We start from the raw sequence: 21,308 nt of genomic DNA on the forward strand, positions 1-21,308 counted from the left end.
TTTTTGTCTTCATCTAAGTAGTTTATTCCATTTGTTTTGCCAAAAAACTTGCAGCTGTCTCGATAGACTTTTGTTCCACATTACTAAGCTGTTTATCACCTTTTGCGAACATTATAACGCAGCCAATTGGGTCACCGTTAGCGATTATAGGACTTAAACAATAGGAAGCTATTTCTTCCTCTTTACCTTCTAACATTTCTAATGTCGTTTTTTCAGTCTCAAAAAGGGAAGACCGATTTTCCACTGCTTTTTCTAATTTTGCACCAATATTTTTATTTAAGTAATCCTTCTTTGATTCTCCCGCCACAGCTATAATTTCATCACGATCACAAATAAAAACTGGATGGTGGAGGGAATCAAACAATGCTTCAGCATATTCCTGCGCAAAGCTTCCCAACTCATTTATAGGTGAATATTTTTTTAAAATTACTTCGCCTTCTCTATCAACAAAAATTTCTAACGGGTCACCTTCTCGGATACGCAATGTTCGCCTTATTTCCTTTGGGATAACTACTCTGCCTAAATCATCAATTCGACGTACAATTCCTGTTGCCTTCATTCGGGTGATGCCTCACTTTCATATGATGATCGTATCTGCTGATTTTCCACTTTTACTTAAAACAAGTAAAAAATCACCAGTTGTGGTTTTAGTATGATTCATATTGTAAGAACTATACATCGAAGCGTTATTTTTCTAGTACAAGAAATGCTGACCTAATCATGTGAAGCCTAAAAGGTCCACCATATTTATCGAATATAGCTTTCCTGTTAACAACTAACCGGCAGAAATTTAAAGAAATAAGGGTAGACCAGCCACAACACGCCCATTGACTGGCGACTAAGAAAATTGTTTTTAATCATCCCGATTGACAGTACTTAATTGTTTAATAAATTCCTCTACCGTTTCATAACGTTGGTATTCCGCATCCCGTGCCCACTTATACATTATCTTTAATTTTTGATTTTCCGTACCAAGCTGTATGCCGCGGCCGAATGTATTGGCAAGTGTAAACAATTTCGAGCCATCGATTTCCTGGCTGCGCTGTTCATCAACAAGCATTTCAATCTTCTTGTTCTTTTCACTGATCGATTCGACTCTCTCCCGCTTCGCATGCATTTTCAATGAGGAAACAATGAATAAATTTTCTACTTCACTAGGATAATCCCCAAACCTGTCCATCAATTCTTCTTTCAATTCCTCTATATCATCAGTGCTTTCAACCGTTTGGAACCGTTTGTACATATCAATTTTCTGCTTTTCATCTTTAATATATTCATCTGGGATGTATGCATCTAAATCCAATGCCAGTTCAGGTTCAAATGGCTTGATGTCATCTAGTTCTTTTCCAGCTTTACGAGCATCGATTGCATCCTTTAGCATTTGTGAATACATATCAAAACCGACAGAATCGATGAATCCATGCTGCTGTGCACCCAATAGATTCCCTGCACCACGTATGGATAAATCCCGCATTGCAATCTTAAATCCTGATCCAAGCTCCGTAAATTCTTTGATTGCCTGCAGTCGTTTCTCAGCAACCTCTGTCAGCACTTTATCTTTTTGATAGGTAAAATATGCATAAGCAACTCGATTTGACCGTCCCACACGGCCTCTTAATTGATACAATTGACTTAATCCCATACGATCAGCATCATAGACGATTAATGTATTAACATTTGGAATGTCTACACCTGTTTCAATAATTGTTGTACTAACAAGAACATCGAATTCCCCCTCTAAAAAGGAGAACATAACACTTTCAAGCTCTGTCTCATTCATTTGACCATGGGCAATTGCAATTTTCGCTTCATCGACTAGCATACCGATTTCCCGGGCAATAGCATCAATGTTCTCAACACGATTAAACAAGAAAAATACTTGGCCGCCTCTGGCCATTTCACGTTCTATTGCTTCCCTGATAAAGACTGGATTGTACTCCATAACGTACGTTTGAATAGGAAAACGATTTTCAGGTGGTGTTTCGATCACAGACAGATCGCGTACACCAAGCATTGACATGTGAAGCGTCCTTGGAATTGGTGTCGCTGTTAATGTTAAAACATCAACATTCGTTTTCAATTGCTTGATTTTTTCTTTATGCTTTACACCAAAACGCTGCTCTTCATCTACTACAAGCAAGCCTAAATCATGGTATTGTACATCTTTTGACAATATGCGATGTGTGCCAATAACAACGTCAACTAACCCTTTGCGTAATCCTTCTATCGTGTCTTTTTGTTGTTTTTTAGTTCGAAATCTGCTTAATAGACCAATAGTAATGGCATGATCCTGAAACCGTTCACGAATTGTTTCAAAATGCTGCTGCGCAAGAATTGTCGTTGGAACCAGTATAGCAACCTGTTTCCCATCTGCTATTGCCTTAAAGGCGGCGCGAATCGCTACTTCTGTTTTCCCGTAACCAACATCACCACAAAGCAAACGATCCATTGGCCGTTCTTTTTCCATATCCTGTTTGATTTCTTCAATACACCGCAGCTGGTCTTCTGTCTCCTGATAAGGGAACGATGCTTCAAACTCACGCTGCATCTCTGAATCAGGTGAAAACGCGTACCCCTTTTTCGCTTGCCTTTCAGCGTGAAGCTTGATTAAATCGTCGGCAATATCTTCAACTGATGATTGTACTTTTCGTTTTACTTTTGTCCATTCACTGCCGCCAAGTTTGTAAAGCTTAGGTTCTTTTCCTTCCGAGCCAACAAACTTTTGCACTAAATCAATTTGATCAATTGGTACGAAAAGCTTGTCATCACCAGAGTACTTAATCAGCATATAATCCTTATGCAGATCATTAACTTTCAGCGTTTCTATTCCTAGATATCTGCCAATACCATGATTTGCATGTACAACATAATCTCCAACTTTTAATTCCTGGTAATTTTTAATTCGTTCGGCATTCGATATTTTTTGTTTTTTTCTAGTACGTTTTATCCGCTTTTTAAACAATTCATTTTCGGTAATAATTACAAGCTTATGCATCGGAAATTCTATACCACTGTTAATATTACCAACAGCTATCGTTGGTTTTTTGACAGGTAATTCCAATTGCTTTGTAATGGCTGCTTCCATATCATAATCGGTAAAAATAGATTGGATCTTTTCGGCCCGTTTTTCATTTGGGGCAAGTATAACAACAGAAAAGTCACCCTTTTCCCAACGCTTTAGTTCGTTTTTAAACAAATTCATCTGACCATGAAATTCCTGCATTGCCCTTGATGATAAATTAATAATATTTTGCGGCTGGGTATTTGGTATGTGGCGCAAAAATACAGATAAATACAAGCGCTGCTGATTCATATGCTCCCATACATCATGCCAATCAAATGAAAATCTGCTGTCTCTGACCATTTGATTCGATTCCAGTAGACTGTTATACCATTCGGCTTCTTCTGTGTCTAAATTGGTCGCCGTCTCATGTATCCTGCTCATTTCATCCATAATAATTAATCCATTTGACGGTAAATAATCTAATAAACTAGCAGGGTTTTCATAAAGAAATCCAATATATTTGTACATTTCTTGAAAATGCTCTAAATTCTTCAAACGACCTATATCGTGTTCCATAACCTCGATTAGCTTTTCTTTTGCTTGTTTCGTCTTTAATTTTTTCAACGTTGCTGCCAGCGCATCTTCCATACGCTCGGCACCTGCAATAATATCTTCATCCGTTAAAAGCAGCTCTGTGGCAGGACCAATCGTAATCTCCTTTTTTTGTTCTAAGGAACGCTGTGTCTCTGCATCAAAATAACGTATAGAATCGATTTCATCATCGAATAACTCTATACGGATTGGGTGTTCCTCTGTAACTGGATAAATATCAATAATGCCACCACGCTGACTGAATTCACCTGGTGTGTTTACCATTGTTGCTCTTTCGTAACCCATATCTACTAAAGATGTTAAATATGCCTTTATATCTATTTCTTCACCATAACTGAATTTCAATTGATATTTTTGAAAGTAGCTAGGCGGCGGCAGAATACGCTTTAATGCTGCAACAGGAGCTATTAATATTCCCGATTTCCTTCTTGACCATGCTGTTAATGACTCGATACGCTGACTTTTCAGCTCCGGACTAGCGATCGCAATTTCTGAAGCGATTAACTCGTTTACAGGATATAAATGAATATCCTGTTCGCCAACTAATTCCGCTAAATCATCATATAATTGCTGTGCCTGAACTAATTGATGCGTAACAAGCAACACTTGATTATTAGTGGATTCGTTAATGATAGAAACAAGCAGACTTCGAGCAGAACCCGCCAATCCGGCAACAAGCTGTTCCTTCATACCACTGGAAATTCCACTTATAATTGATTGTATATCTTCCTTTGATTGTAAATAATTATTAATCCCTTTCATTGTAAACCCCCACCGTAATCATAGCGACCCATCCTTTTCATAACGAAATAGGCTCGCTTTAACAAGCGCAAATATGCCTTGGCTGGAAACCAAAGCTATTATTGTGCGCTTTTATTGTATGAAAAAATCTAATTCATGATAATGTGGATTTGTTCCTAATGACTCTTCACAGCTCTCGCAAATTGTCTTAATCTGAACATCTCCATTTTCCTGGTATTGAATCATTTCTTTCTTATCCTCAATTGATAATTTATCTAAACCAAGCATTGCCGCATCTGCAACCTGCTGCTCGATTTTACCGAGCGTTTGTCCACAATGCCTGCATTGATAGACAAAAGACATAAAACAATCCTCCTCGAATAAACATGGGGTACCATTAGGTTTATCCGAAAAGTTATATTTTATACGTATAGTACGTACTATATGTATCGGCTGTTAAATTCATTCATGACATCAGCAAATGGCCGGTCAAACCATGCTTCACACGCATCTGCAGATTTTTTAATGCTTGCTATAACATCTTCATGTTCATCCTTAGGAAATCCGCCAAGTACATAATCGACAACTGGCTGGGGTGTAATGGGGCGCCCTATGCCAATTCTGATCCGTTTAAACTCTTTTGTACCTAAATGGTCAATCATTGATCTAATTCCATTATGACCGCCATGACCGCCTTTTCCCCGAAGACGGATTTTACCAGCAGGGAGATCCAAGTCATCATAAATAACAAGAACGTCCTCCGTATCAATATTATAATAATCCATTAATGGCCGTATTGCTTCACCCGACAGATTCATGTATGTCTGCGGCTTCAAAAGGATGACCTTATCACCCGCAACCCTTTCCATCGCATACTTGCCATTAAATTTTTTCTTATTCAAATCCCAGTGAAAGCGATTCAGCAGTTCATCAATTACCATAAAACCAATATTGTGACGAGTGCTTTGATACGTTTTACCTGGATTTCCCAGTCCTACAATACATTTCATTTCATAACTTCCTTTTAGTTGTATTCCCGCGAACAGTATACCAAAGAATATACAAGTAACCCCCCTATAAGATTAACCCGTCTTACAGGAGGGGTATAAATTATACTGATTACTAAATTATCGGTCTTCCTGTGCGTCACCTTTTTGATCGACTAGTTCAGGTTCTGCGTTTTCATCTGGTGCTTCTTCAACATCGTCCAGTGTGTCAGGCGGTATTACTGTAGCAATCGTTGTTTCGACGTCTTCAAGAAATTCATAGTTCTGAGCTGCGGGAATATCTGCGATTGCAATACTATCGCCAACCCCAAGATTAGATACATCTACAGAAATTTCATCCGGAATGTTACCTGGCTTTGCGCGGACCTGCAATTCGTAAAGTGGCTGCTGTAATACGCCGCCATCCTTCACACCATGCGCTTCGCCTTCCAAGTGAAGCGGAACCGCGACATCCATTTCTTCAGACATATTTACAATATAGAAGTCAACATGGACCAATTCATCTTTAATTGGATCCATTTGATATTCATGCAGCATAACATCTACAGGTTTACCATTTTCAATATCAAGTGAAATAATAGCATTACGGCCTTCATCTCGGACCGTTTTAACTAATTCAATACTATCTACAGCGATAGATTTGGCATCTTTCGCTTTCCCATAAACAACACCGGGAACCTGTCCATTTTCTCTGATCTTCCTTGTAGCTGATTTTGCTTGATCTTCTCTTGCAATTGCTTTAAGCTTTACTGCCATGTTCATCACCCTCCAATTATTTGAAAAACTTAAACGTGTTAAGTTTTGTCATCATTAGAATTAATGTATATCGATGTATTCTATCTTTCTTATTAAGCATTAAATGCCTATAATAGATATTTCCCGAATCAGCACATTTCTAAACCTTTAATCGAACAGGATACTTACAGATTGTAATTCGTGAACACGGATTATTGCTTCACCAATTAGTGGAGCTACCGATAATTGTTTAATATTTTCAATTTGCTTGTCTTCTGAAAGCGGAATCGTATTCGTAACAATCAATTCCTCTATTTTGGAGTCCCTAATACGTTCTATAGCAGGACCTGAAAGAACCGGATGTGTACAGCAGGCATATACAGCCTTCGCACCATTTTCAATTAGGGCGTTTGCCGCAAGTGTAATCGTCCCTGCTGTATCGATAATATCATCGATTAAAATTGCTGTTTTCCCTTCAATATTACCAACAATATTCATTACTTCTGCAACATTAGGACGTGGTCTGCGTTTATCAATAATACCAATTGGTGCTTTTAGCCGTTCTGCCATTTTCCGTGCCCTGGTTACCCCACCATGATCCGGTGAAACGATAATTGGATCTTCAACGTCTTTCTTAATGAAATAATCCGAAAGAATTGGTACACCTTGCAGATGGTCGATCGGTATATTGAAGAAACCCTGAATTTGCGGCGCATGTAAATCGAGTGTTATCACTCGGTTAGCTCCAGCAGTTTCATAAAGGTTGGCAACAAGCTTCGCGGCAATTGGTTCTCTTGCTCGTGCTTTACGATCTTGTCTTGCATACCCGTAATATGGCATTACGATATTGATAGATCTTGCTGAGGCACGCTTTAATGCATCAATCATGATAAGCAATTCCATGATGTGTTTGTTAACAGGAGAGCATGTTGATTGAACTACATAAACGTCACAGCCACGCACGCTTTCCTCGATGTTAATTTGTACTTCACCGTCACTAAATGTTGAAACAGTACACTCACCAAGCGTTGTTCCAATGTGGTTTGCTATATCTTCTGCTAGTTTACGATTTGAATTCAATGAGAAAACTTTTAAAGATGGATCCTTATAGCTTGATGCCATGGTGTAAAACCCTCCGTTAATCTTATTTTCTATTTTTTATTTTTGATGCATAGCCTTCTTTATTTGATTGTCTAGCACGGGCAACCGATAATGCGTCCTCTGGAACATTTTTCGTTATCGTTGAACCGGCTGCAACATAAGAACCTTTACCAACTGTTACTGGTGCAATTAAATTTGAATTACACCCGATAAATGCGTCATCCTCAATTGTTGTTAAAAATTTATTTTTACCATCATAATTGACAGTAATTGTCCCACACCCAATATTCACGTTACTTCCTACTTTTGCATCACCTATGTAGCTTAGATGAGATACCTTGCTTTTATCGCCTAACGTTGACTTTTTCACTTCTACAAAGTTACCTATCTTAGCTTCATTACCGATTGATGCTTCCGGACGAATGTGAGCAAATGGTCCAATCTTTACACGATCACCAATTTGACTATCGTTTGCCACACTTTGCTTGATAACGGTTTCTTCACCAATTAGACAGTCAGTTATCTCTGTATGCGGACCAACCTCAGCATTTGTTTTAATGATAGTTGATCCAGAGATGATTGATCCAGGATGAATAACAACATCCTGTTCTATTGTAACACTCGGCCCGATATATGTGTTATCAGGATCAATGATTGTCACACCATTGCGCATGTGTTTTTCATTAATTCGTCTTTTCAATGTCTTTTCAGCCTGTGCTAGTGCAACGCGGTCATTGACACCTAATGTTTCTTCAACGTCAGGAGTTAAAAACGCACTAACCTTTTCATGTTTATTTCGTAAAATTTCAATTACATCTGGCAAATAATATTCACCTTGAGCATTATCGTTTGAAACATCTTTTAAAGCATTAAATAGGGCTTTGTTATCAAAACAATAAGTTCCCGTATTAATTTCATTCACACGCAGCTCATTCTGATTAGCATCTTTATGTTCAACAATACGTTCAACCTCACCAGATTTGTTGCGGATTACTCTTCCGTAACCAGTTGGGTCAGGAACTTCTGTTGTAAGGATAGTGGCCATAGAACCCTCATTTTCATGATGATCGAACAATGCCTGATATGTTTCGGCCCTAATCAAAGGTGTATCTCCACAAACTACAATTGTTGTCCCATCTTTATCCTTTAAAATTTCTTCTGCCTGCTGAACAGCATGTCCTGTTCCAAGCTGTTCCTCCTGTACAACGAATTGACTTGTGTCACCTATTTTTTCAATCACTTTATCAGCGCCAAAGCCAACAATTGTTACAACTTCTTCCAGCTGTACTTCCTTAACCTGGTCAATTACGTGCTGTACCATCGGCCGACCCATCACTGGGTGAAGTACTTTATATAATTTCGACTTCATCCTGGTCCCTTGACCTGCTGCTAGAATAACAGCATAGCGTTTTGCCATGAAGTAAACCTCCATTCTGATTATCCATTATGAATATATCTTAAAAAGTGGATTATTTCAACAGATACAAGCGAATGAAGGTCAGTGAATTTCTGCTAAAAATAGGGAATTATTCTATACAAAAAAAGAAGGCTAATCCAGTTCAGATTAGTCCTCTAGTTGTTTACATCTTTAGGAAGCACCTGCTTCCTCGTATTCAACTTCTGCTTCACCAGCATTGCGGTACTCTTCTAGTACAGCATCCTGAATTTTTGCACGTGTGTTCGAATTAATCGGATGTGCAATATCCCTGAATTCGCCGTCAGGAGTGCGTTTGGATGGCATAGCTACAAATAATCCATTGTTCCCGTCAATAACACGAATATCATGGACTACAAATTCTTGATCCAATGTAATCGATGCAATTGCACGCATTCTTCCCTCTGTAGCGACGCGGCGTAATCTTACGTCAGTTACTTCCATGATGTTTCACCACCTTTTCCCTTTTAGCTTATTACCAATATTCAACAAAACATTGATAAATCCTGCCTAATTTTAAAAAAAATTTTAAATAATTACATAAAAATAGCAAAAAAATAAAATCTTTCTCTAATTCAGAAAGATTTTTATGGAAACAAACTTATTTTTGATTAAAATTACCAGGCAATACTTGAATCCTTTTTTGTTTAATATCTACATTCGATATTTTAATCAGTGATGTATAGTTCTCAACAACCCGGTCCTCTTCTTCATCATCAGCCTCTGCCAGTACACCAATTGCTTTTACATTGGCATTAAACTCCGCAAGCAGGCTTGTCATACCTGTGATCGTACCCCCAGCTTTCATAAAATCATCTATAATACAGACATTTGCCCCTTCCTTGAGGCTTCTCTTTGGCAATACCATTGTCTGAATTTTGCGGGATGACCCCGAAACATAATTAATACTTACAGAAGATCCCTCCGTTACCTTAGGATCTCTGCGGACAATTACAACAGGAACAGCCAAATACGATGCGACTGCATATGCTAACGGAATTCCTTTAGTTGCTACCGTCACAACGACCTCTATTTCCGCATCAGAAAACGCTGAACCAAGTACACGTCCAATTTGATTAACCATCTTTGGGTCCCCTAAAATATCACTCATGTACAGGTAACCGCCAGGAAGGATCCTGACTGGGTCTTCCAATTTACTGCATAACGCATTAATAAAATGAAGACTGCTATCTGTTGAGAATTCCGGGATATATCTGACACCACCTGCTGCTCCAGCTATTGTTTGCAGATGTCCGATACCTTCCTCTTGAAATACTCTATCTACTATAACGAGATCCTCACTAATGGAAGACTTAGCGGCTTGATACATTTCTGTAAAACGCGGCAATGGATTAAGCCTTCTAGGATTTTCCAAAAAGTAGTTTGTCATCGATACTAACCGGTCACTTCTTTTCATACAACCACACCTTTAAAACCGAATATTTACTAACAAATATACCATTATTGTACGTTTTTAAGCAAGTATTACCGGCGATCAAGGAGCTGAACAATGTATACTTCTTCACAAAAACCCCTTAATCCATTATAGATACGCTTTGCTTTGCTATAATGTTCCACTAATCCAACTACAGTAGGTCCACTTCCGCTCATTAAAACACCAGTTGTTCCTGCCTGAATCATTTTTTCCTTTATTCGCTGGACAGTCGGAAACAATGAAAATGTTACACTTTCTAATGCATTGCCTACATTCTCGCATAATTTTGTAAAATCCTTGTTTTCCAGTGAACGAATAATTTTCTGTGTATTTGGATGTTTAAGTTCCCCCACATCAACTTGCTGAAAAATTATTCTTGTTGATACACCAATATTCGGTTTTGCCAGCACTACATAACATGGCGGGGGAGAAGCTATGTCGCGGAGAATTTCGCCGTGCCCTGTCGCTAATGCTGTTTTGCTAAAAATACAAAATGGTACATCAGACCCAATAGAAGCACCTAAATCAGCAAGCTCTCCCATTGTTGCACCGACACACCACATTCGGTTAAGCCCGCGCAATACAGCCGCCGCATCACTGCTTCCTCCGCCTAATCCAGCCGATACAGGAATATTTTTTTCAATAGCTATCCGTACACCATGATCAATATGGTACTTATTTTTAAAAGCAAGCGCCGCCTTATATGCCAGATTCCGTTCGTCGTTTGGCACGTATTGATTATCGGCAGACACCTTAATACAATCCTTGTTTAAGGGATATAGCTCAACACGATCAGCTAAATCAATAGAAGTCATGATCATTTCTACTTCATGAAAACCATCATCCCTTTTACCAAGGACATCTAATGATAAATTAATCTTGGCTGGCGCTTTCTCAAAAAGAACCATCTCCGTCACCCACTTTATAAAACTATACCAAATTGTAACATATTAGAAAAGCGGAGGCGACTGGTTAGAGGCGGACGCATAAGCAAGGGACTGGAGAACGCATGGGTTTGGCGTTCGGAATGTCCATTGCTTATGACGGCAACCTCTAGGAGCCGCGGCTGGATCAAGAAAAGCGGAGGCGACTGGTTGGGGGAGCAATAGTTACCATGGTCTTATGTGAGGATACGTTTTAGTAGAATTTGTTAGTAGTAGTAAACTTTTGGACCGATAAATTTTTGAGGTTTGATCTCTCGAAAACTTCAATGAGTTTTGAACTATTTATAAAAAAGAGGGAACTTTCCCAATACAAACAAAATTATTATTTGCTATATTATTATATTTACAAGGAGGTGTTATAAATGCTTATCCTTTACTTTTAAAATACCTTGTTAGCACGTTTCCGATTAATATTGAAAACAAAAGAAGGAGGAACATAATAACTATAGACATAACATCTCACTGAAGAATGTAGACCAAAAGAATTATAAATCCATTTCAAGGCTAAGAATAACACACAAAAAATAACAATGCTTAAAAATACTTTCATACAGACATCCCCTTATCCCAGATTTTTAATAAACTTTATACCACAAAAAAGATACGTTCAAAATAGTAAACAGACTTGGAATACTTGGATTGGCTACAGCCACAATGAAAACTACCGAGAGTGTTCAGGATACTCAGAAGGTAATGAACCCACATACGTTCCATGTAGTACCGACGAAAACATTCGGTTATATGACCAAGATGGAAAAAGCTATAAGGCAGAAATGATAAAAGGGTCACCCTATATCATTCCTTCCGATAAACACTTAAATCCATCCAATACTTCTCTTAACAGAATACTTGACTATAAGCAATTAGAAGCTCAAACATTCGATGTTAATTTTAATACAGATGTTTATAACTTTAAAGATTACGGAATTAATGAGAAGTTGATATTTGAGGATAAAATTAAAAGCTTGAATTACGATTCAGATGATGATGCGACTTACATTGGTTTTGAAAACCAAGATGGGATATAACTGAATGGTTATTCAAAGGGGACTTAACTAACAGATTTAATATTAATGATTCATTGAAATTAAAGTTTACAATCGTAATAATGGAAAATGGCCACAAAAATTATGAAACCTTAGATTACTTTAAATATGGAATGGAAAATAACTCTGAAGCACCTTTAATTGATAACTTTATTCAATAATTGATTTGCGCATACAAGGAAAAAAGGCAAACCCTTCTAGGGTCTGCCTCCATGCTGCATGTTCTGCTCGGCCATTTCAATTGCTCGTTTCACCATGTTTCCGGCATCTCGCGCTTTGATGCCGCCCCATCCCTCTTTTTGAACCGTGTCGTAAAAACCTAACTCTTTGGCAATTTCTTCTTTCAATTGGTCTGACATCATGCTGCGCCTACCCATGAAAGAACAACCCCTTTCCTATTTGAGTTTACCTTCTTACGACATTATTAGCTTATGCCACATAGTAAAACATACACCCGTTATATGTATGCAAAAAAGGAAAATTTTAATGTAAATGTTCCAGTTGATATTGCTTCAGCATACTTTCCAATTTAAGCGCCAGGCTTAGATTGCCTTTATTTTAAGTTTCCCCGTCATAAATGCCTTTGTACTGTTAAGGTCGCCTAACAAAAATAATTTAAAATATTTTTCTTTCATTTTGAGGACACAATCAGCCTCTTTTTCGTTTGTGTAATGTACAGAAGCCTGTTGATCAGCAAAATCCAGCTGATATACACCATCATCCTCATCAAGAATCCGGAATTCATATACAGCGGTAACATCCTTATACGGCTCATTATTATGCTGCAGCTGCTGTTCAATAAACTGCCAAATATCTTTTACTGAACTGGATTCAATTGAAATCATATGTACATCCCCGCTTTTACAATTTTCTGATAAATTTATCCGAAATAAAAGCAGTAAACAGAATGTTCACTGCTCCATTATCATCGCTTTTGTTCGTTCATCTTGGAAGCTTAGTTCTACAGTCTCTGTTAAAACATCTGCATAGCTGTACGAAACGCGTTCAAACGAATTTTCATCTTGATCTAATTCAACAACGAAAACGGAAGGATACGTTTCTGCTAAAATACCACTTCGTTCAATAGTCTTACGTCTTCCACCATTGGCTCTTAATTTAAGCCGTTGACCAATCTGACCTTCAAGACCCTGCTTAATTTCAACTAATGTTTTAGCCACTACACTCCACCTCACTGTGTATAGTATATCACATGCTTGTATAATCGTCAAATGAAACTTTATATTATAACAATATACCTTTTTTCATGTCAATACTGAAAAGCAATTTTGTCCATTATTATTTCATAAATATTAAAATTTATGTACGTTTTTTTAAAATAATTTGGCTGATGCTTCATATCATCAGCCATTTAATTATTCAAAATCGGTCGATTCTTCTTCAAGATACGGCATTCCTGTTCTTAGAAGTCCCCTCGTTTCTACTCCTCCCATTCCTTTTTCACCAGTTAACGTATTGCGTAATGCATCCCAAACACTGACCTTCTCCATAAATGGTGTATACGCTATTTTCGCTGCGATGTATACTGGATCAAGAGCATGAATATTAATTCTTGACGGGGAACTGGCAAAATTTGCACCTGCACGAATTAAAGATTCAAAATGTGATTGGCATGCACCCGCAAAAATAACTAATTGATCCAAATGCGGAACAATATTTCTGGCAGCACGAACCGTTTCAGCAAAGTATTTTGAATGGCGGTAAGCACGGAGGTCACTTTTTACACCTTTATTTTTGGAAAATGAATCATGCCCTGTTATAACAATTATATCTGGCTGAATTTTCTCAACTAATGGCCCAATCTCAAATGGCATTTCTTTTTCGTTCACATAAATACCATGAACCTGTAAGCCCATCCGTTGATATAGCTCTATACACTTTCGTAAATACATTCGATCACCATCAATATGGAGGACCTTTGCTGGCAACTGGAAAAATCTCGCTGGATAATGATAGCCTTCAGTTGTCTGATAATCCCTTTTTTCCTTCATCAATTGATAGTCCTGACGAAATAAACGATAGGAAAATTCCTCTTGTTCTTTTACCGTTTTCCTTCGTTTCTCTAAATCACGGTCCTGTACAGGTATTAGATCTTCCATCGGAGCATCAGCCTCCAAACGAATATCCTCCCCATGTATGATGGCATTATCATCTGTTTGTGATGCCACACGAAACAATAAATCATGATTATATGAAGCACGCGTTACCAAATCTCCAATTGTAAAATCCATTCATCCACCCCACAAGCCTTCCTCTGTTCGGAGAAAGCGTTCCTTCTATGAATAGCCTATGTGAATGGAAACTGCTATGTGCCTATTGAACTTTAGAAATGCCCTGTATTATGTTACTTGGATCGTATTTTGTGGATTTTGGATCGTATTTCAGTTTTTCCGCTCGTATTTGACCGTTTTTGGATCGTATTTCAGTTTTTCGGATCGTATTCGGACAAAATCGGCTCGTATTTCCAATTATATGGAAATACGAGCCGCGATTTTCAGGGAAAATAATAAGCTATCGCCACTAATCAGCAGCAATAGCTCTATTTATTCGTTAGATAGTTTAAAAAACGCGTTGGCCAATGTTGCGAATTCCTCCATAGTTAATGACTCTCCGCGACGCGTTCCATCTATTCCGATACGCTCCAAAATAGTTGAAATCGTTTCTTTATTATATTTTTCTTTAAAATGACTGGTTAAATTATTCCGTAGTGTTTTTCTTCGTTGAGCGAAACTAGCCTGTACAATCCGAAAGAAAAAGCTTTCATCCAAAACATCAACAGGAGGATGAGCTCTAGTTGTTAATTTTAAAATACTGGAGTCAACATTCGGCTGTGGCATAAAAACACTTTTTGGCACATGCATAACTACCTCAGCATGTGTATAATACTGCATTGCAATCGTTAAGGATCCATAGCTTTTTGTATTAGGCTTAGCCGCCATCCGATCCGCAACTTCCTTTTGAATCATCACCGTATAGCTTGAAACTGGAAGTCTGTCGCGTAATAGCTTTGTCAGGATTGGTGTTGTAATATAATACGGCAGATTGGCTACAATATGGATTTCCTGATCTGAGGAAAAGTGTGTATCGATAACTTCTTTCACATTCGCTTCTAAAATATCCTGATGAATCACGTTGACATTGCTGTAATCAGAAAGTGTGTCATTTAAAATTGGCAATAGCCGCTGATCAATCTCAAACGCTACTACATTTTTAGCATGAATCGCCAATTGCTCAGTTAACGCCCCAATACCAGGACCAATTTCAATTGCCCCTGATGTTTTATCAATCCCTGCATGTTTAATAATATTTTCAAGTATATTTACATCAATCAAGAAATTTTGGCCTAAGCTTTTCTTGAAGAAAAACCCATATTTCTTAAGGATTTCATTCGTACGTTTCGGTGTAGCGATATGCCTTTTATTTGTCATTTGTTTCCTCCTGCAGTACTTGCTTAATCGCATTGTCAAACTGTAAATAAGTTATTTGGAACATGGTTAATCGTTTCAATAATTGTTTTCCGTTAGTATGCCCAATTTGCAAGAGCTCACCAAGTCTGTCCCTCCTTGAACTGGCATTCGGTCCGCCAATAAGTCCACGTTTTACTAAATCTTCCTTCGTTATTTCGTTTGTTTCATTTTCCTTTAGTTCATATACATCCTGCAACGCCTGCTTAATAGCAATTACCGATGCATGCTCAATACCTAGACTATTGTTATGGGGATTTCTTGCTCTTGCCTCATCACGTGTCAGAAATGCATGCTTACACCCCGGGACAGCTTGATCAACAATATGACGGATTCGCTCCCCAGGATAATCGGGATCAGTAAAAATAATCACACCTCGTTTTACTTGTGCGTGACGAATTTGATTAAGAATCCCTTCATTTATCGCAGATCCGTTCGTTTCAATTGTATCAGCATCAACAGCCTGACGAATTTTTGCAGTATCGTCACGGCCTTCAACTACAATAACTTCTTTGATTTTCAAAATCCTCTTCCTTTTCTCCTAAAAAAATACTCTTACCATTTTAACACGGCAAGAGTATTTTTATCAGTTATTTACCAATTATTTTTACCTTTACTTTCTTTCTGCCAAATTGATATGCATCTGCTTTTGTTGGTACGTGCACATCAATATGGTTTCCACCAAATCCGCCGGTATCACCAGCAATTGCATAGCCGTAGCCTTCCACCCATACTTTAGAGCCAAGTGGAATAACATTTGGATCAACGGCAACGACTTTCGCATTTGGATTTGCATGTAAGTCTATTCCTGTTGCCGTATGACCAGAACACCCACTGCAATTGGCCGTAAAAGCTGTTGCAGTCATATACAATACCTTACCATTACTATCATTGCTGCGTGATACCTGTTCCACAACAACTTCTGGCTGTTTTGTTCCAATTGCCACAACACGGGTTTCGCTTTTTTCTTCTACTTTTTCGCTAATTAACTCGCGGCTGACCTCTTTGCCGTTTTCCATAATAACTTCATATTTTTTAACAACGATTCCTTTGCTTCCCGGTTCAAGTACTTTCTCTTTACCCTTTGTGAGAGAAGCATCTTTTTTAGTCTCCGTTTTAAATGCGACGGTTTCTTCTACAACGTCCGTTACCTTTTCAACACGCACGATACTTATTTTCGTATTTTTCGTTACTTGTTCATCTTTAGCTGGTTTGACTTTATCCAATTCGTTTAATGTAATATTATTTTTATGTATTAGTTCCTTTACAGTGCCGCCAGTGGCCCAGACTTTACTTTCGTCGCCGCCATCATTTAATTTGACTTGAAATGCTTTTGCAACAGTCAGCTTTAAACCATTCTTGATTGCATCATCAGGTTCATGTGATACTTCATCATGTTTGGAAAAAGACAGCTCGTTTTCTGTTAGGAATTCTCCTACCGTATCAAGCGTTGTAAAATATGCTTGTTCTTTACCGTCAATGGATACGATAATCTGCTTTGCCTTTTCATACTTCAATTGCATACCATCTTTAATCTTGGCATCTGTTTCGACTGAGAGTGCATCATGCTTTCCTACATGAATCCCAAGTTCCTGAAGTAGTTCTCCAACAGTATTTGCGTGTGTTTTTACTGTGTGTTTTTCTCCGTTTTCTGTTAGGTCTACTTCTGCTTTCGTAGCTTCAAATAGTAGTAAACTAGAAAAAACAACAAGTGCCACTACACCAATACTAGAAATAACCAGCTTCTTTTTCGACGCCGGCAATAGCTTTGAAAAAATTTTCATGCTTCTTGCCTCCTTTAACCGTAATCGATTATAGTAACATCCATATGCAAAAGTCAAAGTTATTCCGATTACGGTTTGTTTACAAAAAGATTACATTTAATAAGTAAATAGTTATCACCTCTCTGTTAATAGAGCTGTATCCCTTGTTACGACTATGTTTATTCAGCTGCTTAAACAATAAAAAAGAGACTGGTTTTTTCACCAATCTCAATAAATGAAGCCTTTTTACGGTTTGTTTTATTACACCAAAATTACGATAGTTTACAACCTTTTTCGCTATTATTTTTTAATATTGAATAAAGAAAAAGCGTTTTCTGTTGTAATTTTACTAATTTCATCGAAAGGCATTTCCCTTAGTTCTGCTATCTTTTCTGCAACTAGTTTTACATACGCTGGCTCATTCCGTTTACCGCGATTGGGATGGGGTGCGAGAAACGGTGCATCGGTTTCTACTAATAAACGGTCAAGCGGCACCTGTACTGCGACTTCTTTAGGCAGTGGTGCATTTTTAAAGGTAACGGGTCCGCCAAGTGATATATAAAAATTCATATCCAAACATGTTTGAACATACCGGGCAGAATCATTGTAACAATGCATAATTCCGCCTACTTGTTTGGCATCCTCTTCCTGCAAAATTTCGATGATGTCTCCCGTTGCTTCCCGGTTATGAATAATGATCGGCATCTTCACTTTTTTGGCAAGCCGGATTTGTTTGCGGAAAACTTCCTTTTGAATGTCTTTTGGTGACTTGTCCCAATGATAGTCAAGCCCCATTTCACCAATTGCAACGACTTTCGGGTGTGAGGATAGTTCCTCAATCCATGTCAGTTCTTCATCGGTCATATCAATTGCATCAACAGGATGCCAGCCAACTGCAGCGTAAATTGTTTCATTTTGCTCAGCAATTTCAATTGCAAGCGGAATCGTTTCCCTGTCAAATCCAACTACAACCATATAGTTAACACCTGTGTCAAATGCACGTTTGATCACTTCTTCGCGATCTTCGGTAAATTGTCTTGCGTTTAAGTGTACGTGAGTGTCGAATAGCATACGATTGCTCCTTTATTTTTATAAGTAGTCAATTATAGCAGTTGTTTCTACTGTTTCAATCAATAATTAATGGTTAAATATCTGAAAAGCCAACCTTCATAAAGAATAGATTATTTCATAAAACCGCATTAAACCACGTGGCATTTAACGGTAACTATGTGGCCAAAAAGCAACAAGGTTTATAAAATAGCCATTTCTTACAACAAAAGGCCAATCCCTAAAAATTTAGGAATTTGACCCTTTTTACAATTTATTTGACAACTGACCCATTTGGCAGTGTCTGTTCAACTGTTGCAAGTGAAAGCTTGCCGTCAGTGTCTTCACCGGAAAGAATCATTCCTTCTGACATTTCACCGCGTAATTTAACTGGTTTTAGATTTGTTACACAGATAACCTTTTTACCAGTAAGTTCCTCTGGCTGATAATGTTCAGCGATTCCGGAAATTACCTGGCGTTTTTCAGTACCCAGGTCAAGCTGAAGTTTAAGCAGCTTGTCTGCCTTTTTCATTTTTTCCGCTTTAACGACCTCTGCTACCCGCATGTCAAGCTTCATAAAATCATCATAGACAATTTGATCTTTCCGGTCTTGTTCTTGAGCTTGTTCTTCCTTTTTCTCAGCTGCTGGATTTTGCATCATAGCCTTGATCGTTTTGATCTCGTCTTCCACTTCTAATCGAGGGAAAATCGGATTACCTTTTACTACCCTTGTTCCAGCTTTAATTTGTCCAGCTTTATGAACACTATCCCATACTTTTAGTGAATTGTCCTGAATTCCCAATTGTCTAAAGATCTCATCCGGGGCTTCTGTCAAGAATGGCTGCAGCATTACAGCAGCAACACGTAATGACTCGGCTAAATGTGCCATTACATTGCCAAGACGTGCTTTTTTACTGTCATCCTTCGCTAGAATCCATGGTTCTGTTTCGTCAATATATTTATTTGTTCGACTAATTAATTGCCATAAAGATGCTAGTGCAACGGAAAACTGCATGTTCTCTAAAGCATCTTCTACTTTTGCAATTGTTTCTTCGGCAAATTGTTCAAGTGATTGATCTACATCTGTTTCAGCTGCAGTATATGCAGGAATTTCACCATCAAAGTATTTTTCAATCATTGCAACTGTTCGATTCAATAAGTTGCCAAGGTCATTTGCCAAATCAAAATTCGTCCGTTCAACAAAGCCTTCAGGAGTGAAGACGCCATCAGAACCAAATGGAACTTCGCGTAGCAAATAATAGCGTAATGCATCTAATCCGTAACGGTCCGTAAGCTTGACAGGATCGACTACGTTTCCTTTTGATTTGGACATTTTCCCGTCCTTCATCAAAATCCAGCCGTGTGCAAAAATCTTTTCCGGTAAGGGTAAATCTAATGCCATTAACATAATTGGCCAATATATCGTATGAAAACGAACAATTTCCTTACTCATTAAGTGAACATCGGCAGGCCAATATTTCTTAAACTTTTCATCATCGTCTGTTCCATATCCAAGTGCTGTAATATAATTACTTAATGCATCAACCCAAACATAGATGACATGCTTAGGATCACCAGGTACCTTTACACCCCAGTCAAAGGTGGTACGTGAAACAGCTAGGTCCTCTAAACCGGGATTTATAAAGTTGCTTAACATTTCTTTTTTACGGCTTACAGGCTGAATAAAATCAGGATGCTCGTCATAATACTGCACAAGCCGATCAACATATTTACTCATTTTAAAGAAATAGGATTCTTCTTTTACCTTTTCTACAGATCCTCCGCAATCTGGACAATGACCATCCTCAAGCTGTCGCTCTGTAAAAAAAGACTCGTCGGACGTACAATACCATCCCTCATACTCATCTAAATAAATATCACCTTGTTCTACAAGTTGAGCAAATATTTTCTCCACAACTTTTTTATGGCGCTCCTGCGTTGTTCGAATAAAATCATCGTTCGTTATTTTAAGTTTTTTCCATAAATCCTGGATTCCGCCTACAATTTCATCGACATATTCCTGCGGTGAAACACCTTTTTCTTCGGCTTTTCGCTGAATTTTTTGCCCATGTTCGTCCGCTCCAGTCAGATACATAACATCAAATCCACGCATCCGCTTATAACGGGCCATCGCATCCCCAGCTACAGTGGAATATGCGTGCCCAATATGCAAATTACCACTAGGATAATAAATAGGTGTCGTTATATAAAACGTATTTTTCTCTTTCGGCATTATTTTTTACCTCCTCAAAATCCTACCATCACTCTTTTTTAAATTATTACTATTGTAGCGATTTTACCACAATATTTCCAATGCCGTGTGTTTAATAACCCAAATTTTCCCCATTAATTCTGTACAAGCGGTGATGTCAATTTGTGTCGAATAAAGTAATAATGTAAATATTTCCACACCATCCATTTATACCCACTAACGCATTTGTTTAAAACAACTGCAGAGCCCGCAAACAAGGGATAAATAAGGTGATACAATTTTCGCATTTATTTTTATTTTTAACTAAAAAATTATTGACACTTATGGTAAAGGTTGGTACTATATTGCTTAGAAACCTGTCGAAACTTGACGAAATTCATTTTTTTACCTATGAGGGGAGAATAAAAAACATGAAGTCCACTGGAATTGTAAGAAAAGTTGATGAACTTGGCCGTGTTGTAATTCCAATTGAACTGCGACGTACACTTGATATTCATGAAAAAGACTCATTAGAAATTTACGTTGATAACGACAAAATTGTTTTGAAAAAATACACACCGAATATGACATGCCATATTACTGGGGAAACATCCGATGAAAACTTTTCGCTTGCGGACGGTAAACTAGTACTTAGCCCTGAGGGAGCAAAAGAATTAATCGAAGAAATCCAATCTAGATTAAACAAATAAGCAGATAAAATGCAGATGTGCCAAAAGTGGCCAACGCTCTTTTTACTTAACGTTG

The 21,308-nt window shown here is 38.0% G+C and carries 22 protein-coding genes; 3 read left to right on the forward strand and 19 right to left on the reverse strand.

Features of this window, described 5'->3' with window-relative positions; genetic code table 11:
* Nucleotides 1-22 precede the first annotated feature (22 nt).
* The 10 genes from spoVT to ispE form a co-directional block, all read right to left on the reverse strand.
* The gene (gene spoVT / locus IEV74_RS14725) at nucleotides 23-559 is read right to left on the reverse strand and encodes a stage V sporulation protein T (protein WP_188456142.1); all 537 of its coding nucleotides are present in this window, start codon (nucleotides 557-559) and stop codon (nucleotides 23-25) included.
* A 294-nt stretch (nucleotides 560-853) separates the two neighbouring features.
* Nucleotides 854-4,378 (reverse strand): transcription-repair coupling factor, encoded by a 3,525-nt coding sequence (gene mfd / locus IEV74_RS14730; protein ID WP_188456143.1) that lies wholly within the window; start codon nucleotides 4,376-4,378, stop codon nucleotides 854-856.
* 111 nt (nucleotides 4,379-4,489) lie between these two features.
* Complete coding sequence (gene fin / locus IEV74_RS14735; RefSeq protein WP_188456144.1) at nucleotides 4,490-4,720, reverse strand: anti-sigma-F factor Fin; 231 nt, start codon at nucleotides 4,718-4,720, stop codon at nucleotides 4,490-4,492.
* A gap of 77 nt (nucleotides 4,721-4,797) precedes the next feature.
* Nucleotides 4,798-5,367, reverse strand: a complete 570-nt coding sequence (gene pth, locus IEV74_RS14740) for an aminoacyl-tRNA hydrolase (protein ID WP_188456145.1) — start codon at nucleotides 5,365-5,367, stop codon at nucleotides 4,798-4,800.
* Between the two features lie 117 nt (nucleotides 5,368-5,484).
* Nucleotides 5,485-6,120, reverse strand: a complete 636-nt coding sequence (locus tag IEV74_RS14745) for a 50S ribosomal protein L25/general stress protein Ctc (protein ID WP_188456146.1) — start codon at nucleotides 6,118-6,120, stop codon at nucleotides 5,485-5,487.
* Between the two features lie 147 nt (nucleotides 6,121-6,267).
* Nucleotides 6,268-7,221, reverse strand: coding sequence for a ribose-phosphate diphosphokinase (locus IEV74_RS14750; protein ID WP_188456147.1), 954 nt, complete (start codon nucleotides 7,219-7,221; stop codon nucleotides 6,268-6,270).
* 22 nt (nucleotides 7,222-7,243) lie between these two features.
* The gene (gene glmU / locus IEV74_RS14755; RefSeq protein ID WP_188456148.1) at nucleotides 7,244-8,617 is read right to left on the reverse strand and encodes a bifunctional UDP-N-acetylglucosamine diphosphorylase/glucosamine-1-phosphate N-acetyltransferase GlmU; all 1,374 of its coding nucleotides are present in this window, start codon (nucleotides 8,615-8,617) and stop codon (nucleotides 7,244-7,246) included.
* Nucleotides 8,618-8,788: 171 nt separating this feature from the next.
* On the reverse strand, nucleotides 8,789-9,079 hold the full coding sequence (spoVG, locus tag IEV74_RS14760) for a septation regulator SpoVG (protein ID WP_099158900.1): 291 nt from the start codon (nucleotides 9,077-9,079) through the stop codon (nucleotides 8,789-8,791).
* 157 nt (nucleotides 9,080-9,236) lie between these two features.
* Complete coding sequence (purR, locus tag IEV74_RS14765) at nucleotides 9,237-10,052, reverse strand: pur operon repressor (protein ID WP_188456149.1); 816 nt, start codon at nucleotides 10,050-10,052, stop codon at nucleotides 9,237-9,239.
* 68 nt (nucleotides 10,053-10,120) lie between these two features.
* Nucleotides 10,121-10,978 carry a 4-(cytidine 5'-diphospho)-2-C-methyl-D-erythritol kinase gene (gene ispE / locus IEV74_RS14770; RefSeq protein ID WP_188456150.1) on the reverse strand — a complete coding sequence of 286 codons (858 nt, stop codon included), beginning with the start codon at nucleotides 10,976-10,978 and terminating at the stop codon, nucleotides 10,121-10,123.
* Between the two features lie 566 nt (nucleotides 10,979-11,544).
* Here ispE and IEV74_RS14775 point away from each other — a divergent pair.
* A complete protein-coding gene (locus IEV74_RS14775) occupies nucleotides 11,545-12,042 on the forward strand; it encodes a hypothetical protein (protein WP_188456151.1) in 498 nt (165 codons plus the stop codon).
* Nucleotides 12,043-12,257: 215 nt separating this feature from the next.
* Here IEV74_RS14775 and IEV74_RS14780 read toward each other — a convergent pair whose 3' ends face one another.
* From IEV74_RS14780 to yabG, 4 genes are all read right to left on the reverse strand, one after another.
* Entirely contained in the window at nucleotides 12,258-12,437 is a 180-nt protein-coding gene (locus IEV74_RS14780) for a small, acid-soluble spore protein, alpha/beta type (protein ID WP_188456152.1), read from the reverse strand.
* Between the two features lie 165 nt (nucleotides 12,438-12,602).
* Nucleotides 12,603-12,905, reverse strand: coding sequence for an SCP2 sterol-binding domain-containing protein (locus IEV74_RS14785; RefSeq protein ID WP_188456153.1), 303 nt, complete (start codon nucleotides 12,903-12,905; stop codon nucleotides 12,603-12,605).
* A 66-nt stretch (nucleotides 12,906-12,971) separates the two neighbouring features.
* Nucleotides 12,972-13,238 carry a biofilm formation stimulator Veg gene (veg, locus tag IEV74_RS14790; protein WP_188456154.1) on the reverse strand — a complete coding sequence of 89 codons (267 nt, stop codon included), beginning with the start codon at nucleotides 13,236-13,238 and terminating at the stop codon, nucleotides 12,972-12,974.
* A gap of 195 nt (nucleotides 13,239-13,433) precedes the next feature.
* On the reverse strand, nucleotides 13,434-14,309 hold the full coding sequence (gene yabG / locus IEV74_RS14795; protein WP_188456155.1) for a sporulation peptidase YabG: 876 nt from the start codon (nucleotides 14,307-14,309) through the stop codon (nucleotides 13,434-13,436).
* 117 nt (nucleotides 14,310-14,426) lie between these two features.
* On the opposite strand from yabG, the gene IEV74_RS14800 reads away from it, so the two are divergent.
* On the forward strand, nucleotides 14,427-14,585 hold the full coding sequence (locus IEV74_RS14800; RefSeq protein ID WP_188456156.1) for a hypothetical protein: 159 nt from the start codon (nucleotides 14,427-14,429) through the stop codon (nucleotides 14,583-14,585).
* A 36-nt stretch (nucleotides 14,586-14,621) separates the two neighbouring features.
* On the opposite strand, the gene rsmA is transcribed toward IEV74_RS14800, so the two are convergent.
* The 5 genes from rsmA to metG all read right to left on the reverse strand — a co-directional run bounded on the left by rsmA (nucleotide 14,622) and on the right by metG (nucleotide 20,585).
* Entirely contained in the window at nucleotides 14,622-15,506 is an 885-nt protein-coding gene (rsmA, locus tag IEV74_RS14805) for a 16S rRNA (adenine(1518)-N(6)/adenine(1519)-N(6))-dimethyltransferase RsmA (protein ID WP_188456157.1), read from the reverse strand.
* Nucleotides 15,496-16,065 carry a ribonuclease M5 gene (gene rnmV, locus IEV74_RS14810; RefSeq protein WP_188456158.1) on the reverse strand — a complete coding sequence of 190 codons (570 nt, stop codon included), beginning with the start codon at nucleotides 16,063-16,065 and terminating at the stop codon, nucleotides 15,496-15,498. The genes rsmA and rnmV overlap by 11 nt, the downstream gene beginning before the upstream one ends.
* A 67-nt stretch (nucleotides 16,066-16,132) precedes the next feature.
* Entirely contained in the window at nucleotides 16,133-17,326 is a 1,194-nt protein-coding gene (locus tag IEV74_RS14815) for a resuscitation-promoting factor (protein WP_188456159.1), read from the reverse strand.
* A 279-nt stretch (nucleotides 17,327-17,605) separates the two neighbouring features.
* Complete coding sequence (locus tag IEV74_RS14820; protein ID WP_188456160.1) at nucleotides 17,606-18,376, reverse strand: TatD family hydrolase; 771 nt, start codon at nucleotides 18,374-18,376, stop codon at nucleotides 17,606-17,608.
* A gap of 250 nt (nucleotides 18,377-18,626) precedes the next feature.
* On the reverse strand, nucleotides 18,627-20,585 hold the full coding sequence (gene metG, locus IEV74_RS14825; RefSeq protein ID WP_188456161.1) for a methionine--tRNA ligase: 1,959 nt from the start codon (nucleotides 20,583-20,585) through the stop codon (nucleotides 18,627-18,629).
* Nucleotides 20,586-20,974: 389 nt separating this feature from the next.
* Here metG and abrB point away from each other — a divergent pair, with 389 nt between their 5' ends.
* Nucleotides 20,975-21,253 (forward strand): transition state genes transcriptional regulator AbrB, encoded by a 279-nt coding sequence (gene abrB, locus IEV74_RS14830; protein ID WP_188456162.1) that lies wholly within the window; start codon nucleotides 20,975-20,977, stop codon nucleotides 21,251-21,253.
* Nucleotides 21,254-21,308: the final 55 nt, after the last annotated feature.

The organism is Virgibacillus oceani (assembly GCF_014638995.1).
GTDB classification, from domain to species: domain Bacteria; phylum Bacillota; class Bacilli; order Bacillales; family Amphibacillaceae; genus Virgibacillus_E; species Virgibacillus_E oceani.